The following is an 18,858-nucleotide window of genomic DNA, read 5'->3' on the forward strand; positions in this document are numbered from 1 at the left end:
TTGCAATTGAGGTGAGGCTTACCTTAGTGTTGCTTGCGATGAACTCGACGCCTTCCTCCGCCCGGCCGATCGCACGGCTCGATGCGACAGACCTGGACGTGGCCTACGGCAAGAACACGGTGGTCACTCACGCGTCGATCACCCTGCGCCCGGGCACCGTGACCGCTCTGATCGGCCCGAACGGCAGCGGAAAGTCCACGTTGCTGCGCTCGCTCGCCCGACTGCACCCGCCGGCATCCGGTCACATCGAGATCGGCGGAACCACCGATCTGCTCGGCCTCTCGGCACGCGACCTCGCGACGCGGATCACCCTGCTCAGCCAGTCGCGGGTGACACCGAGCGGTGTCACGGCTCGCGAGCTCGTCGCATATGGCCGGCACCCTCACCGCTCGCGGTTCACCGGAAAGGACCCGGGCGCGGACCGGGCCGTCGATCAGGCGATGGCGCTCACCGGCATCGCGGATCTGGCCGATCATCCGGTCGACGCCCTCTCGGGCGGACAGGCACAGCGGGTCTGGCTCGCCACCTGCCTGGCCCAAGAGACGGGCCTGCTCCTGCTCGACGAGCCGACGACCTATCTCGATCTTCGCTACCAGGTCGAGATTCTCGATGTGGTGCGTGATCTGGCCGACCACCACGGCATCGGGATCGGGATCGTGCTCCACGACATCGACCAGGCCGCCGCGATCGCAGACACCGTTGTGCTGCTCGAGAACGGGACCGTCACGGCGACAGGAACGCCCATCGAGGTGCTGACGGCAGAAAACCTCTCCCGCGCCTACGGCATCAGGGTCGACGTCGAGGTCGACCCTGTTTCTGGTGCGGTGTCGACGGCAGCCGTCGGGCGGCATAACGCGCATCACCGGCGTATGCACAACGATCCGGCCGGCGAACACACCCCGCAGCCGGGAGCCCGCCGGCAACACGCCGCCGTGGCCGTCTGATACAACACCCCCCTCTGTCAGTCCCGATCGTCTCGATCGTCCCTACACCCACACACCAAGGAGTCCCCCATGCGAAAAACCCTGCGACTGAGCGTTGTGGCCGTGGCCGCCGCGCTCGCTCTGACCGGCTGCGGCGCCACGGAGGAACCGGCTGCGAACGACGATGCCGCGGCGGCATCAGGTGAATCGATCACCGTCACAGACGCACGGGGAAAAGAGGTGACCCTCGACGGACCCGCCGAGCGTGTGGCTGGCACCGAGTGGAACGTGGTCGAGAACCTGGTCTCACTCGGTGTGATGCCCGTCGGTGTGTCTGACATCGAGGGTTATGAGACCTGGGTGACCTCTGAGCCACTCGACGACGACGTCACCGACATCGGCACGCGGGGCGAGCCGAGCATCGACACCCTGGCCGCCCTGGACCTCGATCTGGTGCTCGTGACGGATTCGCTCGTCGACGGCGCGATCGAGCAGATCGAGCAGACGACACCGGTCATCGTCGTTCCCGGTGGCGACGCCACGGACAACATCGGCCAGATGTTCGAGAACCTCGACCTGATCGCCCAGGTGACGGGTGCTGAAGAACGCGCCGCCGAGCTGCGCACGGCGTTCGACGACAAGGTCGACGAAGGGGCCGCGGCCGTCGAGGCCGCGGGTGCGACGGGGACAGAGGTCGCGTTCTCAGACGCCTGGCTGGATGCCGGGAGTGTGTCCGTACGCCCGTACGCCGAGGGATCTCTCGTCTCCGACGTCCTGCAGCAGATGGGCCTCGAGAACGCCTGGTCGATGGAGGGCGACGAGGTCTACGGCCTCGCGCAGACGGACGTCGAAGGCCTCACCGCGCTCGGAGACGTCTCTTTCTGGTACATGGCCAACGACAGCGAAGCAGACCCCTACGCAGAACTCGCCGACAACCCGATCTGGACCTCACTCCCCTTCGTCGAGTCCGGCAAGGTCCACCGTTTTCCCGACTCGATCTGGATGTTCGGCGGCCCCACCTCGATGATGCAGATCGTCGACGCCGCCGTCGACGCGCTCCAGCAGTAGCAGCGCGTGACCACAACGGCACCCGGCATCCGGCGGGGCGTTGCGGCAGCGCCGCCCCGCCGGTCGCTCCTGCGTCTCACGGCGTTCTTCGCCGTCACCATCGCCCTGCTTGCCGCCGTGGCGATCGTGCACGTGACGCAGGGCACGTCGGCCGTCGATGCCGTTGAGATCGTGCGGATGCTGCTCGGCGGCGGGGCAGGCGACACCAGTGCGATCGTCGTCGCCTCGCGCCTGCCGCGACTCGCCGCCGGTCTGATCGTGGGCGTCGCCCTCGGTGCAGCCGGCGCGGCGCTGCAGTCCGTCACCCGAAACGCACTGGCCTCGCCCGACACCCTCGCGGTCAACGCCGGAGCCCATCTGGCCGTCGTCGCCGTCGCGGCACTCGGCATCCAGCTGCCGTTCTTCGGCATGAGCGGTGTCGCCTTCGTCGGCGGGCTCGCTGCCGCGGCCCTTGTGCTCGCACTCTCGGGCGCGGGCGGAACGTCTGCGGTGCGGCTTGTTCTGGCCGGTTCCGCGATGGCTCTCGGCCTGAGCTCGCTCACGACCACGCTGATCCTGCTCTTCTCCAACGAGACCCGCGGGCTCTTCGCCTGGGGTTCAGGCTCACTCGGTCAGAACGGCTTCGACGGCATCGTCGGCGCGCTCCCCCTCATCGGCCTCGGCGTCGTCGGACTGCTGATCCTCTGCCGCCGCCTCGACGTGCTCACCCTCGGCGATGACCACGCACGCACCCTCGGTGTGCCTGTCGTCGGCACACGCGTCGCGGCCGTGGTGCTCGCCGTGCTGCTCGCGGCCGCCGCGGTGACCCTGGCCGGCCCGATCGGGTTCGTCGGCCTCGCCGCCCCCGCCGTCATCAGGCTTCTCACCTCCCGCATCCCCGGTCTCGCCCGGCATGCGGCGTTCATTCCGGCGGCAGCCCTGTCTGGCGCGGTGCTCATCATCGGAGCGGATGTGCTGCTTCGCGCCGTCATCGGGTCGCAGAGCGCCGTCGAGGTGCCGACAGGGGTCATCACCACCATCTTCGGAGCGATCCTGCTCGTCGTCCTCGCGCAGCGCGTGCGAAACTCGTCGACTGTCGACGAGCCGCCTGCCGCGGCCGCACGCACGAGTGCGTCCCGTCGCAGATTCACCGTCTTCGTGATCGCACTGGTCGCCGCGGCCGCCGCGCTCACGATCGCCTCGATCCTTCTCGGCGACACCAAACTGCTGCTGGGCGACCTCACCAACTGGGTCACCGGGCAGGCAGGCCCCCTCGTCAGCACGGTGCTGGACACGCGCCTGCCCCGCATCGGTGCCGCTCTTCTCGCCGGCGCGTGCCTGGGCGTGTCAGGCGCCGTCATCCAGGCCGTCACCCGCAACCCGCTCGCCGAGCCAGGCATCATCGGCGTCTCTGGCGGCGCCGGTCTGGGTGCGATCCTGGTCATCTCGTTCGTTCCGCTCACGAGCTTCTGGGGCATCGCGGGAGGAGCCCTCGCGGGTGCCGCTGTCGCCGCGGTCATCGTGTTCGGGCTGTCGGCGAGGGGCGGGTTCGCGAGCGACCGCCTGGTGCTCGTGGGGGTCGGGGTCTCGGCGGGAACAACCGCCCTTGTGAGCCTGGTCATCACCCTCACCGACCCGTGGACGGAGACCAAGGCGCTCACCTGGTTGTCGGGGTCGACGTACGGCCGGTCCCCCGAGCACCTGATCCCGATGCTGGCGATCGCGCTTCTCGTCGTTCCCCTGCTCGTGTCCGCGCGTCGCGAACTCGACCTGCTCTCACTCGACGACGACACACCCCGTGTGCTCGGCATCCGCGTCGCACGGTCGCGCCTGCTGCTGCTCTCGGGCGCCGTCGGCCTCGCGGCGGCAGCTGTCGCGGGGATCGGCGTGATCGGCTTCGTCGGTCTGATCGCTCCCCACGCGGCTCGCTCGCTCGTCGGACGGCGACACTCCCGGGTGTTGCCGACCGCCGCGCTGCTCGGCGGCATCCTCGTCTGCGCAGCGGACCTTCTCGGCCGCACGGTCATCGCGCCGGCGCAGCTGCCCGCCGGTCTGCTCACGGCGGTGATCGGAACGCCCTACTTCGTCTGGCTGCTCTACCGCTCGGGAAGGCTCACTCGCACCCGCTAGCCTCGCAGGGGCGGCGCTCAGCGCCGCACGTGCACCACGTCACCCGCAGCGACGCTGACCTCGGAGCCGGCAGCGGCATCGTCACGCACAACGAGGTGGCCGTCGGCGTCGAGAGCCGTGGCCACGCCCGAGAGAACCTCGCCGCCCGGGCGCTCGACCCGCACCCTCGTCGACAGCGTGAGGCAGGCATCAGAGACCACACGACGGATGCCACCGGCCGCCGCATCCCCGTCGGCAGCGGTGAACCGTGTGTACAGCGAGCGCAGCTCCGTGAGATACACCGAGAGGACCACATCGGCGTCCGGGCTCACCACCCCCTCGACGGCAAGGGACGTCGCGGTGTCGACGGGCAGTTGGGCCTCGGTCATGCTGGTGTTCACCCCGGCGCCCACGACGACCACCACACCGCCGCCCGGCGCGACGGCCAGTTCAGACAGCACTCCGCAGATCTTGCGCTCACCCACGAGCACGTCGTTCGGCCATTTCAGCTGTGCGCGAGAGGGGTCGACACCCGCGCTCGCGAGGCAAGACCGCACGGAGCGGGTCATGGCCAGCCCCGCGATGAGCGGAAGCCACCCGAGACGATCCGGCGCGACGCTCGGCCTGAGCAGCACCGAGATCGCCAGCGAGCCTCCCGGGTCTGCCTCCCACGTCCGATCGCGGCGCCCCCTGCCCGCCGTCTGGTGATCGGTGGCCAGCACCGAGAAGTCAGGCCAAGCCGACTCGTCTTCGACGGCACGCGCCATCAGCTCGGCATTGGTCGAGGTGCTCTCGTCGCGCCACACAAGACGCGCAGCCACTGCAGAACTGCGTGAAAGCTCAGGTGTCATCTGTCCAGCGTACGATGCGGTGATGCTTGTCGACGTCAAGACAGAAAACACCGTCAACTTGTAGGAATCCGTCAACAGTCCGGGCAAGCCTTCGGGGGATAGAGTGAAGCGCGTGACCGAAGACAAGCTCGATCCCCCGCTCGACCCCGGCGCAGACCAGCAGTCAGCGCCAGACCTGTACACCACAGCCGGCAAGCTCGCCGATCTCAAGCAGCGCTACCACGAAGCCGTCACCGCTTCCGGTGAGGCCGCGATCGCGAAACAGCACGCGAAGGGCAAGCTCACCGCACGCGAGAGGATCGAGCGACTGCTCGACCCCGGCAGCTTCGTGGAGCTCGACGAGTTCGTGCGTCACCGCACCACGGCCTTCGGCATGGACAGGTCGCGTCCATACGGCGATGCCGTCGTCATCGGAACGGGCACCATCCACGGCAGGCAGATCGCCGTGTACGCACAGGACTTCACGATCTTCGGAGGCTCCCTCGGCGAGGTCGCCGGCGAGAAGATCATCAAGATCATGGACCACGCGCTCAAAACGGGTGTCCCGATCATCGGCATGCTCGACTCCGGCGGCGCCCGCATCCAGGAGGGTGTCGTCGCCCTGGGCAAGTACGGCGAGATCTTCCGCCGCAACACGGCGGCATCCGGCGTCATCCCGCAGATCTCCATCATCATGGGCCCGGCGGCGGGCGGCGCGGTCTACTCCCCCGCGTTGACCGACTTCGTGATCATGGTCGACAAGACCAGCCAGATGTTCGTCACGGGGCCGGATGTCATCAAAACCGTCACGGGTGAGGACGTCGGCATGGAGGAGCTGGGCGGAGGCCTCACCCACAACACCCGCTCCGGCGTCGCGCACTACCTCGCGAGTGACGAGACCGATGCCCTCGACTATGCCCGCACGCTGGTGAGCTACCTGCCGGACAACAACCTCGCGGACTCGCCCGTCTATATGAGCGAGGTCGAGCTCGAGATCACAGACGCGGACCGCAAGCTCAACACGCTCATCCCCGACTCCCCCAATCAGCCCTACGACGTCAAGGCGGTCATCGAGCACATCGTCGACCACGGCGAGTTCCTCGAGGTGCAGCCGCTCTTCGCCCCGAACATCGTCATCGGCTTCGCGCGCGTCGAGGGCAAGTCGGTCGGAATCATCGCGAACCAGCCGCAGCAGATGGCCGGAACCCTCAACATCGAGGCCGGCGAGAAGGCATCCCGTTTCGTGCGGTTCTGCGACGCGTTCTCGATCCCCATCCTCACCCTCGTCGACGTGCCCGGCTACCTTCCTGGCACCGACCAGGAGTGGACAGGGGTGATCCGCCGCGGCGCGAAACTTCTCTATGCCTACGCAGAGGCGACTGTTCCGCTGGTCACGGTCATCCTGCGCAAAGCCTATGGCGGCGCCTACATCGTGATGGGCTCGAAGCAGCTCGGTGCAGACATCAACCTCGCCTGGCCGACGGCCGAGATCGCCGTGATGGGCGGACAGGGCGCCGTGAACATCCTGTACCGCGGTGAGATCAGGCGAGCAGAGGAAGCCGGCGAGGACGTCGCAGCCGTGCGCACTCGCCTCGCGAACGAATACACGTACAACGTCGCCAGCCCGTTCCTCGCGGCGGAACGCGGCGAGCTCGACGGTGTGATCGAACCCGCCGCGACGCGGGTCGCCGTGCTCAAGGCGCTGCGATCGCTCGTGGGAAAGCGCGCGTCGCTGCCGCCGAAGAAACACGGGAACATTCCGCTGTGACCGGTTCGACACAGCCACCCGTGCCCTCGCGCCGCGCGGTCAGGCATGCTGCCGGGCGAGAGGGGGCGGCACACGCGCCGCACAACACCTTCGTCGCCGAGGGCATCCCCCTCGGCTCCGACGGAGCACAGATCGCCGTGCGTGTCGTCAACGGGTCGCCGTCCGCCGGCGACATCGCCGCGGTGACGGCCGTGCTCACCGCCGCGCTGGTCGAGCAGGCCGGGGCGCAGGATGCCGTTCCGCAGGCCGCAGAGTCGGCCTGGCAGCGCAGCAGGCGCCGGCTGCGAACACCTCTCGAACCCGGTGCCGGCCGGTTCTCGAGCTGGGCGTGACCACAGAACGAGTACGGGTTTGTCCCCCAAAGAGCCGACTAGTAATAATCCGATCGACCCCCCACAATATAGATGTAGGTGACTCTCGTTCTGAGAGCTACATCCAGGTGCTTGCTCGACTAGGGTAAGGGGCAAGCATCTTGGGGGCGGGTTGGAGCATTATTCGGGTTACTGCTCCGACCCGGGGTTACGAGGGGCCGGTTTCTGATAATCGGCCCCTCTTCCGTTGCCGGGTGCGCACGAACGTGAACGGGCCTATAACCCGTGAACGGGTGAGGGCTATCGGGCGTCATCGGCAGAACGCCCCGGATTGCAGCGATCACCGAATGCGGGGCCCGTTCACGACCGCCGGCCGCTCCCGATGCCGGGAATCACCGGGACCAGAAGCGCAGCGGGTTCGCCAGGCCCCCAGTGCAGTGTGCACGTCGACGGCCTGCTCGGCTCGTACCAGGCGGGGAAATGACCCGTGAGAGGATTACGCGACGAGAGAGGACGCCCCGCGACGACCAGGCGAAGGCTCTCGCCCGCGCGAAAGAACGTCGACGACGGCCCGAGGGCGACACGAACGTTCACGATCTCGCCGCCGGCGATGGGCTCAGCCCTGCTGAAGGTGTGCACCGGCTCCTGCGGTGTGCTCAGCACCGGATCGAGTCCCCTCAGCGACACTCGTTGCCAGCCGCTTGTGATCCGATCACGTCCGTAACCGTATGCTCCCTCGAACGGCACATACTCCCGGCCCCTCCACTTCTCCACGCCCACGAAGAGGTTGACGTCGTCCGCTCCCTCTGCCGATACCCAGAGGTCGAGGCTCATCGGTCCGGTCAGCTCGGTGTCCGCATCGAAGACACGGTCGAATCGCAGCCCGTGACGGCGTGTTCGAAACCGCGCGGTTCCCGTGCGCGTCTGCGGCCGACCCGACAGGACGCCGCCTGTGTGCAGATAGAGCTTCGTCCACTCGGTGCGCGCCAGGGGCCACTCGCTCTCGTCGCGCACCTCGAAGACCCTGTCTCCGCGCTCGCGCACCTCCAGCCTGACACGGGCCGGCACCGGGGTGTCCTGCAGGCGAAGGTACCGTTCGAAGAAGCCGAGTTGCGCGCTCAGAGCCTCGTCACTGTAGAAGGTCGACCATTTGCCCGCCCGATGTGTCCAGGCGAATCGCTCCGCAGACCCGGCCCGCTGGAACAGGCGGAACGAGCCTCGGCTGTGCAGGTTGTTGTCTGAGAAGCTGGTGCAGATCAACATCGGCACGTCGATCTCGGACGCGTCCGGAACCAGCGACTGCCACCACTCGTCCCTGAGCGGATGCTGTCTGCGCCTCGTCGCGAGGTCTTCGGTCAGCCGGACTTTTCGTTTCATCATAAGCTGCCAGATGCGCGAGAACCCCCGCTCCGGGATGCCGCCGGGGGCGAACAGGTCGCGGTAGGCGTCGCTGAAGCCTTCCCAGGGGCAGATCGCCTTGAGCGACGGCGGATGCAGTGCGGCGGCCCGATACTGGGACATCGCGAGGTACGAGACGCCGAGCATACCGACACTCCCCGTCGACCAGGGCTCTGCGCCCGCCCACTCGATCAGGTCGTACACGTCTGTGCCCTCCTGCTCGGACATCAGCGTGCCGGTGCCGTCCGACGTGCCCGCGCCACGCAGATCGGCGTTCACAACGGCATAACCACGCGCGGTCCACCATGCGGGGTCCGGGGCTTCCCACCCGGTCTCGTCCGAGAAGGTGACGGGTGTCGGCTGACGCAGGATCCGGTATTGAAAGCTCGCCCGCCAGCCCCGTCGAGTGCGCTGCGGGAGCGCTGCGTCTTTGCCGTAGGGGTGAGCGGACATCAGCACGGGGAACGGGCCGTCACCTGCCGGGCGGTAGACGTTCACACGGAGCACAACGCCGTCACGCATCCGCACGGCGACGTCGACGTCTTTGACCATCTCGCCGGGGCTCGGCGTGACGGTCACCGGGGGTCGAAGGATGCCGCGGACCCGCTCCCGTGCATAGCGGAGTGCTCCCGGCCGTTTCCACGGGCGATCGATGCTCATCCGGTCCTCCACGCGGTGCGGGCGGACGCCTCGATCCGGACGGCTCTCATCGGCCGACCGACCGAGGGATCTCGAGCCAAAGGGTCACCGTGTCACCCGGCTCTGCTGCATCCGTCGACGGCGTGAGACCGACGACGGTGACGGCCACCGCTCCGTCCGCGGGAGCGGTCCTCACGATCAGACGCTCAGCGGTGCTCTCGGCGATCGACTGAGCCACTGTGCCGAGCACACGATCGCGGTCCGCCTGATCGAGATCGTCGATGGTTCCCTCGTCGAGGAGCGACACGGTTGCACCACGTCGACGTGCCGCAAGCACACTCGCACGCACGTCGTCGTTCAGAAGCTCACGCCCACGGATCTCATCGCGCAGGCTGGCTTCGAGCACCCGGGCTTCAGAGCGCTCGGCCTCGCCGAGCTCACCGCCCTCGAGAACGATCTTGCGGAGCATGGGCTGCGCGAGCCGGCTGGTCTGCGCGAGGCGGATTCGGCGCTCGTTCTCGTGTGCGTGCTGAGACGCCTGCCACTGCGCGGCCCTGCGCTCAGCGTCTGCGAGCTGGTCGGCGTCTTTTGCGAGCCGCGCGAGCGACCGGGTGAGCACGTTCGCCACCGCCACCCACATCACGCTGCCCGTGACGCCGACCTCGACCGAGACGATGGGTCCGCCCCACACGATGGTCTGAATCAGCAGAAAGCCGACTCCGACCCAGGCGAGGAGCGCGTGCCCCCTCACGGCGAGAATGGTGAGCAGAGTGCCCACGCTGGCGACGTGCCAGGTCGCATAGCCGTTGTTGACGGCAGGGTCGAGCTGACTCGTGACGAGAAGAGGGACCGCTATCGACGCCACCAGGCCGACGACTCCGACCCACAACGGCACTTTCGTGGGAGAAACAGGCCACAGCGCACACCCGGTGGCCACCAGGTAGACCACGATCGCCACAACGCTCGGCCAGGGAGAATCGGCCCTGTCGAGCGTGAGAACGCCCCTCACCGTGTGATACACGGAGAAGAGCGCCGCGAGGGCGACGATCGTGTACCGGTTCAGGGGGATCATAGCGGGCGCACCGCCTGCGACGGCCAGACGATCCTGATCCGCGTGCCCTCTGCCGGTTTTGTGAGAATGTCTGCCGTCCCTCCGACGGATGTCACCCGCTCGACGATCGACACCCGAAGGCCGAGCCGAGACGGGTCGACGGCATCACGCTCGAAGCCGACGCCGTCGTCGACGATGTTCAGGTCGATCACACCCGGCTCGTCGAGCCGCAGGATCACCTCTCGGTCCACCTCGCGTCTGTCCTCGCCGTCGGCATGCTGAACGCTGTTCGCCATCGCCTGCACGGCGGCCAGGTACAGGCTCTCTCCCACCGCCCAGGGCAGCTCGCGGTCGTGCTCACCGGTCCGCGTGACACGAAAGTGCCTGTCGAGCGACTCGGCGAAGCGTGAGAGCGACTCGAGCAGGCGCTCGGTCGACATCACCGGGCCCGACGTCCGTGCGGCACCGTCGACACTGGCGAGCCGCCCGACGGCATCCCGCGCCATGTCGACGGCGACCCGCGCCTGCTCGGGCGACGCCGCACGCTCTGCAGCCTGCAGGGCGGCGAGCACGGTGTCGTGAAGGATGGCATCCACCTCGACGCGCTCCGCCTGGTTCGCATGCCCGCGGGCTGCTTCGTTGTATCGGGCGAGGGCAGACGCACGGGCTTCGTCGACGCGCGATGCCGCGCTCCTGAAGACCACCCCGAGCGAGACGACGATCAGCCCCATCATCAACGCATACGATGCGTCGAAGATGCCGATGTCGACGTTCAGGAAGACACCGTCGGGGCCGATGGTGCGCACGATGCCATACGTGATGGGAGCGACCACCGCATACACAACGGCCAGCGCCGTCGAGAGCGCCTGCGCGGCACACGCGCACGCGACCGAGTTCAGGTACCAGAGCCACGGCTCGGTCGGGAGCGCAGCATCAGCACCCCCGGATACGACCGGCCACAGAAGCATCGCGGCCAGATAGATGAGCGCGAAACCGATGTTCGAGACGCGCTGCAGACGCGGAACCGCCCCCGTCCCGATGACTACGGCCAGCGAGAGCATCACCACGACCACCAGCCAGGTCCGATCGCCATCGACGAACAGCGGCTCCGTTCCGATCGCGAACGCGATGGTCTGCAACCCGAAAACGAAAGCTATCACGCTGATCGCCAGCGAGAACATCTCTTCAACGCGCTCAGCGCCGAAGTGCCGCTGACTCGTCTCGAAGATCGGCGGCGCCGGTGCGGGGCTATCGACCATCCTGGCCGCCGCGGTCGAGGTTCGGCAGAATCCCGTCTTCCATCGCCCGACGCAGAAGGTCGACCTTGGTGGGGGCCGGTCTGCCGACCTCCACATATTTTGTGCGGATGCGGCCGAGGTGCTCCTTGACCGTCGACGGGGCGATCCCGAGCTGCACGGCGACATCCTTCATGGGCAGCCCGGACGCATACAGGTGAAGCACGTCACGTTCACGACGACCGAGCTGCACCGTGCTGAACTCGCCATCCGCATCGATCGCGCTCGCCCACTCCAGATTGTTGAGCGGGTCACCGGACGCAACCGTCTCGATCGCCGCGACCACGTCATCTGTGGGCGCCGACTTCGGGATCACGCCCGCCGCGCCCGCGGCGAGCGCCTGGCGAACCGCGGGCACCCGGTCGGCGATCGAGTGGATGAGCACACGGCTGCCGGCGTTCTGCACGGCCTTCACGTTGTCGGTGATCGACGATCCGTCTCCGAGCGACAGGTCAAGCACAACAACGTCGCATGGCTCGCCGTTGCGCCCCTCGAGAAAGGTGCTCACACTCGACACACTCTGCACGATCGTGTGCCCGGCCGCGGTGAGGACAGCCGTCAGTCCGAGTCTGACGGACTCATGATCATCGATTATCCCGACACGCACCACGGGATCATCGTATCGGCAGGGTGGTCTCACCTGGTCAACAGGGCAACGGCTTCGAGATGATGTGTGTGCGGGAACAGGTCGAAGGCGCGAAGTGAGCGCAGTTCGTAGCCCTGGCCGGCGAAGAGTCCGACATCCCTCGACAACGCGACGGGGTCGCACGCGACATACACGATCTGCGCGGGTGCGAGCGCGCCCAGGCGGTCGACGACCTGTCTGCCCGCGCCCGCGCGCGGCGGGTCGAGCACCACCGTCGCCGCACCGATCCGCGCCCGTTCCGCCCGGCCGGACTGCTGCTCGAGTGTGCGCAGATAGGCATCGACGCGCGCGGTCACCGCCCGTGCGCCGATCCACTCGGCAAGGTTCTCTGACGCGTGGTCCGTGGCGCGCTCAGAGGACTCGACGCTCGTGATGCGTGTTCCCGGTCCGAAACGATCGCCGACGGCGGCAGCGAACAGGCCGACACCGCCATACAGATCGAGGTTCGGCGCACGCGGGTCGAACCTCGCCTCGTCGATCGCCGACGTGACGGCATCCGTCAGCGTCTCCGCCGCCAGGCGGTGCACCTGCCAGAAGCCGCCCTCGTCGAGGCGGAACTCACGCGAGCCCACCCGTTCGACGAGCGGCGGTCCGGCCTTGCGCGACTCACCGCGCACGACGACGCGTGCCCCGCCGACACTCGGCGCCACGACATCCACGCCCTCTGCACCGGGGAACACCTGCTCGAGCGGTGCCGCCGACGCCGCGGCACCCGTCGCGAGGGGCAGATCGTCTACCCGGATGACGCGATGGCTTCGGGCGGCGAACGGGCCGATGTGGCCGTCGACGTCGACGTGCAGGGCGACGCGAGTGCGCCACGCCAGCCCATCGGCCTCGTCGTCGCCCGGCGCCGCCTCGACCGACACGCCGTCTGCGTGCTCCTGGGGCACACCGCCGAAGCGCTGCAGAGAGTCGGCGAGCACCTGCCGCTTGAGCTCGCGCTGGTGACCGAGCTCGATGTGCCCGAACTCCGCGCCGCCCGCGCGGTCGACGGGGTCGCGGTCAACGGATGCCGCGGCCCAGACGTGCGGACGGCGATGCGGCGATGCGTCCAGCACCTCGAGGGTCTCTGCACGCCAGAAGCTCTTTTTGCTGCGTTCGACGATGCGAGCTCTCACCCGTTCACCCGGAAGCGTGTCAGAGACGAAGACCACACGGCCCTCGAGCCTGGCCACGCTGATGCCGCCGTGGGCTACGTTGGTGATGTCGAGTTCGACGACCTCTTCTGCGTCATCTGAGGGGGTTTCGGGGTGTGCATTCACCTCTCGAGCATGACACGAAACAGCAGGGCGTGGACGTGCGGGATTCTCCGTCGATTCACCTGTTTCGGACGTTCTCACCCGCTGTGCGCGGTGAGAACGTCCGAAACAGGTGAATCGGAGCCCGCGAACACGCCTCTGCCCCCTCCTCGATCGCGACTTCGCTCCACAGAGAAAGGCCTGCAACATCCCGTGACCGTCTACCTCGCCTCCACCTCCCCCGCGCGGCTGATGCTGCTGCGATCGAGCGGGATCGAACCGGTGATCGTGCCGAGCGACGTCGACGAAGACGCCGCTGTGCGAGACGCCGAGCAGAACGGCCAGCTGTCTGCACGGGACATGGTGCTGCTTCTCGCGAGGATGAAGGCAGAGGCCGTGCGAGCACACCGGGTCGACGGCGAACCCCTGGACGGATTCATCATCGGCGGTGACTCGGCGTTCCTGCTCGACGGGGTGATCTACGGCAAGCCGCACCTGCCCGAGGTGGCCAGGGAACGCTGGCAGATTCAGCGCGGGCGCACCGGCGAGCTGCACTCAGGGCACTGGGTCATCGACCATCGCGGCGGAACGCCCGGCCCGGCGGTCGGAGCCGTCGCGACGGCAAGCGTCACGTTCGCAGCCGACATCGCAGACGACGAGCTCGACGCATACGTCGATTCCGGGGAACCGCTCAAGGTGGCCGGCGCCTTCACGATCGACAGCCTCGGCGCCCCGTTCATCACCCACGTCGACGGCGACCCGTCCACCGTCGTGGGGCTCTCGCTTCCGGCGCTGCGACGCTCGTTCGCCGAGCTCGGGGTGTTCTGGCCCTCGCTGTGGAACCGCGGCCGGGGAGCGCTGTAGCCCGCGAGAACCGGACGGTCACCGGTGCTGCTTGTAGGCATCCGTGCTGGTTTTCGACTCATTTTTGTTTGAGTCGTCCAAAAGGGACAGGTGGCCTGCCCGTAGGCTAGAGAACTGTGCCACGCATAACGAAGGTTCTGATTGCCAACAGGGGCGAGATCGCGGTTCGAGTGATCCGCGCGGCCCGCGACAGCGGAATCGCGTCGGTAGCGGTCTACGCGGACCAGGACCGCGATGCCCTGCACACCACACTCGCAGATGAGGCCTACTCCCTCGACGGTGCGACGAGCGCCGAGACCTACCTCGTCATCGACAAGATCCTCTCGGTCGCGCGTCGCTCAGGTGCGGATGCCGTCCACCCCGGCTACGGCTTCCTCGCCGAGAACGCCGATTTCGCTCGCGCCGTATCGGACGCGGGGCTGATCTGGATCGGACCGTCACCAGAGGCGATAGAGAAACTCGGAGACAAGGTCTCTGCACGCCATGTCGCCGAGCAGGTCGGCGCACCACTGGCGCCTGGCACCATCAACCCGGTCTCTGGCGCAGACGAAGTGCTCGCGTTCGTCGATGAGCACGGTCTTCCTGTCGCGATCAAGGCCGCATTCGGCGGCGGTGGGCGCGGCCTCAAGGTGGCGAGGGACCGCGCCGAGGTCGCGGAGCTCTTCGAGTCGGCCACCCGAGAAGCCGTCGCCGCCTTCGGCCGCGGCGAGTGCTTCGTCGAGAAGTACCTCGACCAGCCTCGCCACGTCGAGACCCAGTGCCTGGCGGATGCCCACGGCAACGTCGTTGTCGTCTCGACGCGCGACTGCTCGCTGCAGCGCCGGCACCAGAAGCTCGTCGAAGAAGCCCCTGCGCCGTTCCTCACCGACGAGCAGAACACCGAGCTCTACCGCGCATCGAAGGCGATACTCAAGGCCGTCGGCTACGTCGGCGCGGGAACCTGCGAGTTCCTCATCGGCCGAGACGGAACCGTCTCATTCCTCGAGGTGAACACCCGCCTTCAGGTGGAGCATCCTGTCTCTGAAGAGATCACGGGCATCGACCTCGTACGCGAGCAGTTCAGGCTCGCCGAGGGCGGCGTGCTCGACTACGACGACCCCGAGCCGATGGGGCACTCGATCGAGTTCCGCATCAACGGTGAAGATCCCGGACGCAACTTCTTGCCCCAGCCGGGCCCGATCCACGTGTTCAAGACCTTCGGCGGCCCCGGCATCCGTCTCGACTCCGGTGTGACCGCCGGCGATGAGATCTCGGGGGCCTTCGACTCGCTGCTCGGCAAGATCATCGTCACCGGTCGCACGCGCGAAGAGGCACTGGCCAGAAGCCGTCGTGCTCTCGACGAGTTCGAGATCGCCGGATTGCCGACCGTTCTGCCGTTCCACCGCAAGATCGTTCGTGACCCGGCGTTCACCGCAGAGAACGGTGAGTTCGGTGTGTACACCCGCTGGATCGAGACCGAGTTCGTGAATGACATCGAACCGTGGACCGGAGAGCCAGAGACCGGAAAGCCGCCGGCCGCTCGGCACAACGTCGTCGTCGAGGTCGAGGGCAAGCGCATCGAGGTCAGCCTTCCGACCAGTGTGCTTCCCGGCGGGGGAAGCGGGCGGGCGCTGCCCCCTGCTCCGAGGCGCGGCTCCTCTGGAGCGGGAACCGTTGTGACGTCGACCGGCGACTCAGTGTCGTCGCCGATGCAGGCGACGATCGTCAAGATCGCTGTGCAGGACGGTCAGCACGTGGTGAAGGGCGATCTGGTGGTCGTGCTCGAGGCGATGAAGATGGAGCAGCCGATCACCGCGCACAAAGACGGCACGGTCGGCGACATCAACGCAACCGTCGGCACAACCGTGTCTTCGGGGCACCAGCTGCTGACGATCAGCGGCTGAGGCGGCGCGCCTCCCCCCTCGCTCTCCTCTCCTCTCCTCTCCTCTCCTCTCCTCTCCTCTCCTCTCCTCTCACCCTCGCGATTCGCTTCACGCGCCACACTTTTTGTGACGCGCGCCCCTATCTCGGGTAGCGCGTCACAAAAGGTGTGGCGCGTGGCAGCGACGGCTCAGCTGCTCCCGCAGAAAAGTCAGCGCGCCCACGGTCTGGGCCGCGCCGACGGCAGTCCGTCGCCGATGAGGATGTCGTACAGCCTGCTGGGAGGGTGAAGATCCCGTGGCTCCCACCGCGAGAACCCCGTCACCAACCTGCGCAGCTCGTTCTCGCGATTCTTCTCGTCGATCACGGCCTGTTCCGGGGTGCGACCGTGCAGAAACAGCGGGTCACGGTACTTCGAACGCCCATCCGCCTCACCGATGTGGTCACACTCCTCCCAGTAGAAATCCGTGAAGTACTCCTTGCCGCCCGGGGTCAGAAAACGTTTCTGCAACACCGGCTCCGGAAAACCCAGAAGATGCAGCTGAACGCGGCTCTCCGACTCCGCCGGCGAGTCAGAGAGCGATGTCGAGAACTCAGCAGCAGCACGCACGCGACGGTACCCGCGTTTTCCACGCGCTCTCTCGATGAGAAACAGAATCTCGTCTCGCTGCGCGAGCACGGGTCGACGTCTCGACCACTGCGCCGAGTCCAGGGCAACCACAGCATCGGCAAACGGCAGCACGCGCGCGAGGTCCACTGCCGTCTGGGCGGGAGTCGTCACGGTGAGCCCGTCGACTGTTGTGACCTCGACGCCGTCGAGCCCTGTGCATCGGCGACGGAGTCCGCCCGTGCTGCGCCCGCCAGACGCTCGGTCCAGCGTGACATCGACCAACCGAGGCCATCGACCGAGAAGGCGGATGCCCCAGAGCGCCGCGGCAGCGAAGTGCGAGTACACAACGCCTGACCGCACCCTCTCGCTCGTGGCGAGCACGCGCATCCGGTGTTGTTCCATCTCGACGAGAGCACGCCAATCCGCGGTGTTCAGATAGGCGCCGGTGACCACGCGCACGATCTCACCGCGTTTGACGCGGGTTTGAAGTCGATAGTCGGCAATCCCGCGTGCAGCGACCTCTCGTCGACGGATGAATGCGCTGCCGTCACTCACAAAAGTCATACCGCCAGGGTGGTGCCTTCGCGAGCCACAGGGTGTGAGCGGCCGCACGATGTGGACATCCGCCCGACAGTCGTCGCCCTGTGCAGAACCACCTCGACGAGCACGCGCTACACCTTTTGTGACGCGCGCCCCTAGCTCGGGTAGCGCGTCACAAAAGGTGTAGCGCGTGATGAGAGGGTGCGGGTGCGGAGGGTGTCAGAGGACGATGTGCATGGCCTTCGCCGCATCGGTGATGCTCCCGCTGAGCGAGGGGTACACCGAGAACGCCCGGGCGATCTGGTCGACAGTGAGCCTGTGCTCCACCGCGAGGGTGAGCGGAAAGATCAGCTCACTCGCCTTCGGAGCCACCACAACAGCGCCGATCACCGTGCCGGAGCCCGTGCGCGCGAACACCTTGACGAAGCCGTCTTTGATGCCGATCATCTTGGCCCGCGGGTTCGATTCGAGGGCCAGTTTGTAGATGTCACCCTGAGCGATTCCGTCTTCGATCTGCTTCTGCGTCCACCCGACTGTCGCGATCTCAGGCTGCGTGAAGATGTTCGCCGCCACGTTGCGCAACTCGATCGGGCTCACCGCATCACCCAGCGCGTGGAAGATCGCCGTGCGCCCCTGCATCGAGGCGACGGATGCCAGCGGCATGAAGGTCGTGCAGTCACCGGCGGCATAGATGTTCGGCACAGACGTCCGCGCCACACGATTCACGCGGATATGACCGGAATCGGTCAGCTGGATGCCGGCCTCTTCAAGACCGATATTCGCCGTGTTCGGAACCGAGCCGACGGCGATCAGGCAGTGGCTTCCGGTGACCTCGCGCCCGTCTGAGAGCGTCGCCACGACTCCGTCCTCTGTGCGCTCCACCTTCTGCGCGCGCGACGTCGAGAGAACCGTCATGCCGTTGCGCGTGAACACGTTCTCGATGACAGCGGCCGCATCGGCATCTTCGCCGGGCAGCACCTGGTCGCGACTCGAGATCAGCGTGACCTGGGCGCCAAGCGCACGGTAGGCAGAGGCGAACTCGGCACCGGTCACACCGGAACCGACGACGATGAGATGGTCGGGAATCGCCTTCAGGTTGTAGAGCTGGGTCCATGTGAGAATGCGTTCACCGTCTGGCTGCGCCGTGGGCAGAATCCGCGGGCTCGCGCCGACAGAGACCACAACTGTGTCTGCCTCGATGCGGTCGAAATCGGTTCCTCCGCCACCCTGCTCCGTCGACACGATGATGGCGTCGGGGCCGTCGAGCCTGCCCTCACCCGTGATGAGCCGAACCCCGAGCTCTGTGAGGTTCTTGCGCATGTCTTCTGACTGCTGCCTGGCAAGCCCGAGCAGCCGTTTGTTCACGGCCGCGAGGTTCACGGTGACCTCCGGGCGAACGGGTTTTCCCGAGTCGCCGCGGCTGTAGAACTGCACACCCAGCTCGCTCGAGGCCTGAACCGCGAGAGCGGCTTCCGCCGTGGCGATCAGGCTCTTAGAGGGCACAACGTCAGTGATGACAGCCGAGCCGCCGATGCCCGAGCGCTCGACGACGGTGACGTCTGCCCCGAGCTGAGCCCCCGCGAGCGCCGCCTCGTAGCCACCCGGTCCGCCGCCCAGAATCGCGATCCGCTGCTTGCGCTCAAACTCATAGGCCATTACCCCATTCTCTCAGGCTGCGGAGGGCGCGACCAAACCAACCAGCGGCATCCGTCACAAGCCGGCGACACAG

The 18,858-nt window shown here is 67.2% G+C and carries 15 protein-coding genes; 7 read left to right on the top strand and 8 right to left on the bottom strand.

Annotated features, from left to right (window positions below; translation table 11 throughout):
• The first annotated feature begins 38 nt into the window (after nucleotides 1-38).
• The 3 genes from ACYVF5_RS03215 to ACYVF5_RS03225 all read left to right on the top strand — a co-directional run bounded on the left by ACYVF5_RS03215 (nucleotide 39) and on the right by ACYVF5_RS03225 (nucleotide 4,100).
• Nucleotides 39-944 carry an ABC transporter ATP-binding protein gene (locus ACYVF5_RS03215; RefSeq protein ID WP_460943273.1) on the top strand — a complete coding sequence of 302 codons (906 nt, stop codon included), beginning with the start codon at nucleotides 39-41 and terminating at the stop codon, nucleotides 942-944.
• A 69-nt stretch (nucleotides 945-1,013) separates the two neighbouring features.
• Nucleotides 1,014-1,991, top strand: a complete 978-nt coding sequence (locus ACYVF5_RS03220; RefSeq protein WP_460943275.1) for an ABC transporter substrate-binding protein — start codon at nucleotides 1,014-1,016, stop codon at nucleotides 1,989-1,991.
• 6 nt (nucleotides 1,992-1,997) lie between these two features.
• Entirely contained in the window at nucleotides 1,998-4,100 is a 2,103-nt protein-coding gene (locus ACYVF5_RS03225) for an iron ABC transporter permease (protein ID WP_460943277.1), read from the top strand.
• 17 nt (nucleotides 4,101-4,117) lie between these two features.
• On the opposite strand, the gene ACYVF5_RS03230 is transcribed toward ACYVF5_RS03225, so the two are convergent.
• Complete coding sequence (locus ACYVF5_RS03230) at nucleotides 4,118-4,930, bottom strand: biotin--[acetyl-CoA-carboxylase] ligase (RefSeq protein ID WP_460943279.1); 813 nt, start codon at nucleotides 4,928-4,930, stop codon at nucleotides 4,118-4,120.
• A 112-nt stretch (nucleotides 4,931-5,042) separates the two neighbouring features.
• Here ACYVF5_RS03230 and ACYVF5_RS03235 point away from each other — a divergent pair, with 112 nt between their 5' ends.
• Nucleotides 5,043-6,677: an acyl-CoA carboxylase subunit beta gene (locus ACYVF5_RS03235; RefSeq protein ID WP_460943281.1), complete on the top strand. Its 1,635-nt coding sequence runs from the start codon at nucleotides 5,043-5,045 to the stop codon at nucleotides 6,675-6,677.
• Nucleotides 6,674-7,009, top strand: a complete 336-nt coding sequence (locus ACYVF5_RS03240) for an acyl-CoA carboxylase epsilon subunit (RefSeq protein ID WP_460943282.1) — start codon at nucleotides 6,674-6,676, stop codon at nucleotides 7,007-7,009. The genes ACYVF5_RS03235 and ACYVF5_RS03240 overlap by 4 nt, the downstream gene beginning before the upstream one ends.
• Before the next feature lie 339 nt (nucleotides 7,010-7,348).
• Here ACYVF5_RS03240 and ACYVF5_RS03245 read toward each other — a convergent pair whose 3' ends face one another.
• The 5 genes from ACYVF5_RS03245 to ACYVF5_RS03265 are packed head-to-tail and all read right to left on the bottom strand — an operon-like array spanning nucleotide 7,349 to nucleotide 13,279.
• Nucleotides 7,349-9,046, bottom strand: a complete 1,698-nt coding sequence (locus tag ACYVF5_RS03245) for a CocE/NonD family hydrolase (protein WP_460943284.1) — start codon at nucleotides 9,044-9,046, stop codon at nucleotides 7,349-7,351.
• Between the two features lie 46 nt (nucleotides 9,047-9,092).
• Complete coding sequence (locus ACYVF5_RS03250; protein WP_460943286.1) at nucleotides 9,093-10,097, bottom strand: hypothetical protein; 1,005 nt, start codon at nucleotides 10,095-10,097, stop codon at nucleotides 9,093-9,095.
• On the bottom strand, nucleotides 10,094-11,335 hold the full coding sequence (locus tag ACYVF5_RS03255; protein WP_460943288.1) for a sensor histidine kinase: 1,242 nt from the start codon (nucleotides 11,333-11,335) through the stop codon (nucleotides 10,094-10,096). The genes ACYVF5_RS03250 and ACYVF5_RS03255 overlap by 4 nt, the downstream gene beginning before the upstream one ends.
• Nucleotides 11,325-11,981: a response regulator gene (locus ACYVF5_RS03260; protein ID WP_460943290.1), complete on the bottom strand. Its 657-nt coding sequence runs from the start codon at nucleotides 11,979-11,981 to the stop codon at nucleotides 11,325-11,327. Before ACYVF5_RS03260 ends, ACYVF5_RS03255 begins: the two co-directional genes overlap by 11 nt.
• Nucleotides 11,982-12,007: 26 nt before the next feature.
• Nucleotides 12,008-13,279, bottom strand: a complete 1,272-nt coding sequence (locus tag ACYVF5_RS03265; protein ID WP_460943292.1) for a class I SAM-dependent RNA methyltransferase — start codon at nucleotides 13,277-13,279, stop codon at nucleotides 12,008-12,010.
• Nucleotides 13,280-13,468: 189 nt separating this feature from the next.
• On the opposite strand from ACYVF5_RS03265, the gene ACYVF5_RS03270 reads away from it, so the two are divergent.
• Both ACYVF5_RS03270 and ACYVF5_RS03275 read left to right on the top strand, forming a co-directional pair.
• Nucleotides 13,469-14,119 (top strand): Maf family protein, encoded by a 651-nt coding sequence (locus ACYVF5_RS03270; RefSeq protein WP_460943294.1) that lies wholly within the window; start codon nucleotides 13,469-13,471, stop codon nucleotides 14,117-14,119.
• A gap of 116 nt (nucleotides 14,120-14,235) precedes the next feature.
• Nucleotides 14,236-16,002 carry an acetyl/propionyl/methylcrotonyl-CoA carboxylase subunit alpha gene (locus ACYVF5_RS03275; protein WP_460943296.1) on the top strand — a complete coding sequence of 589 codons (1,767 nt, stop codon included), beginning with the start codon at nucleotides 14,236-14,238 and terminating at the stop codon, nucleotides 16,000-16,002.
• Nucleotides 16,003-16,190: 188 nt separating this feature from the next.
• Here ACYVF5_RS03275 and ACYVF5_RS03280 read toward each other — a convergent pair whose 3' ends face one another.
• Together ACYVF5_RS03280 and ACYVF5_RS03285 are read right to left on the bottom strand one after the other, a co-directional pair.
• Nucleotides 16,191-17,153: a type IV toxin-antitoxin system AbiEi family antitoxin domain-containing protein gene (locus ACYVF5_RS03280; protein ID WP_460943298.1), complete on the bottom strand. Its 963-nt coding sequence runs from the start codon at nucleotides 17,151-17,153 to the stop codon at nucleotides 16,191-16,193.
• 195 nt (nucleotides 17,154-17,348) lie between these two features.
• Nucleotides 17,349-18,785 carry an NAD(P)H-quinone dehydrogenase gene (locus ACYVF5_RS03285; RefSeq protein WP_460943300.1) on the bottom strand — a complete coding sequence of 479 codons (1,437 nt, stop codon included), beginning with the start codon at nucleotides 18,783-18,785 and terminating at the stop codon, nucleotides 17,349-17,351.
• Between the last annotated feature and the right edge of the window lie 73 nt (nucleotides 18,786-18,858).

It is taken from the genome of Okibacterium endophyticum (genome assembly GCF_054780075.1).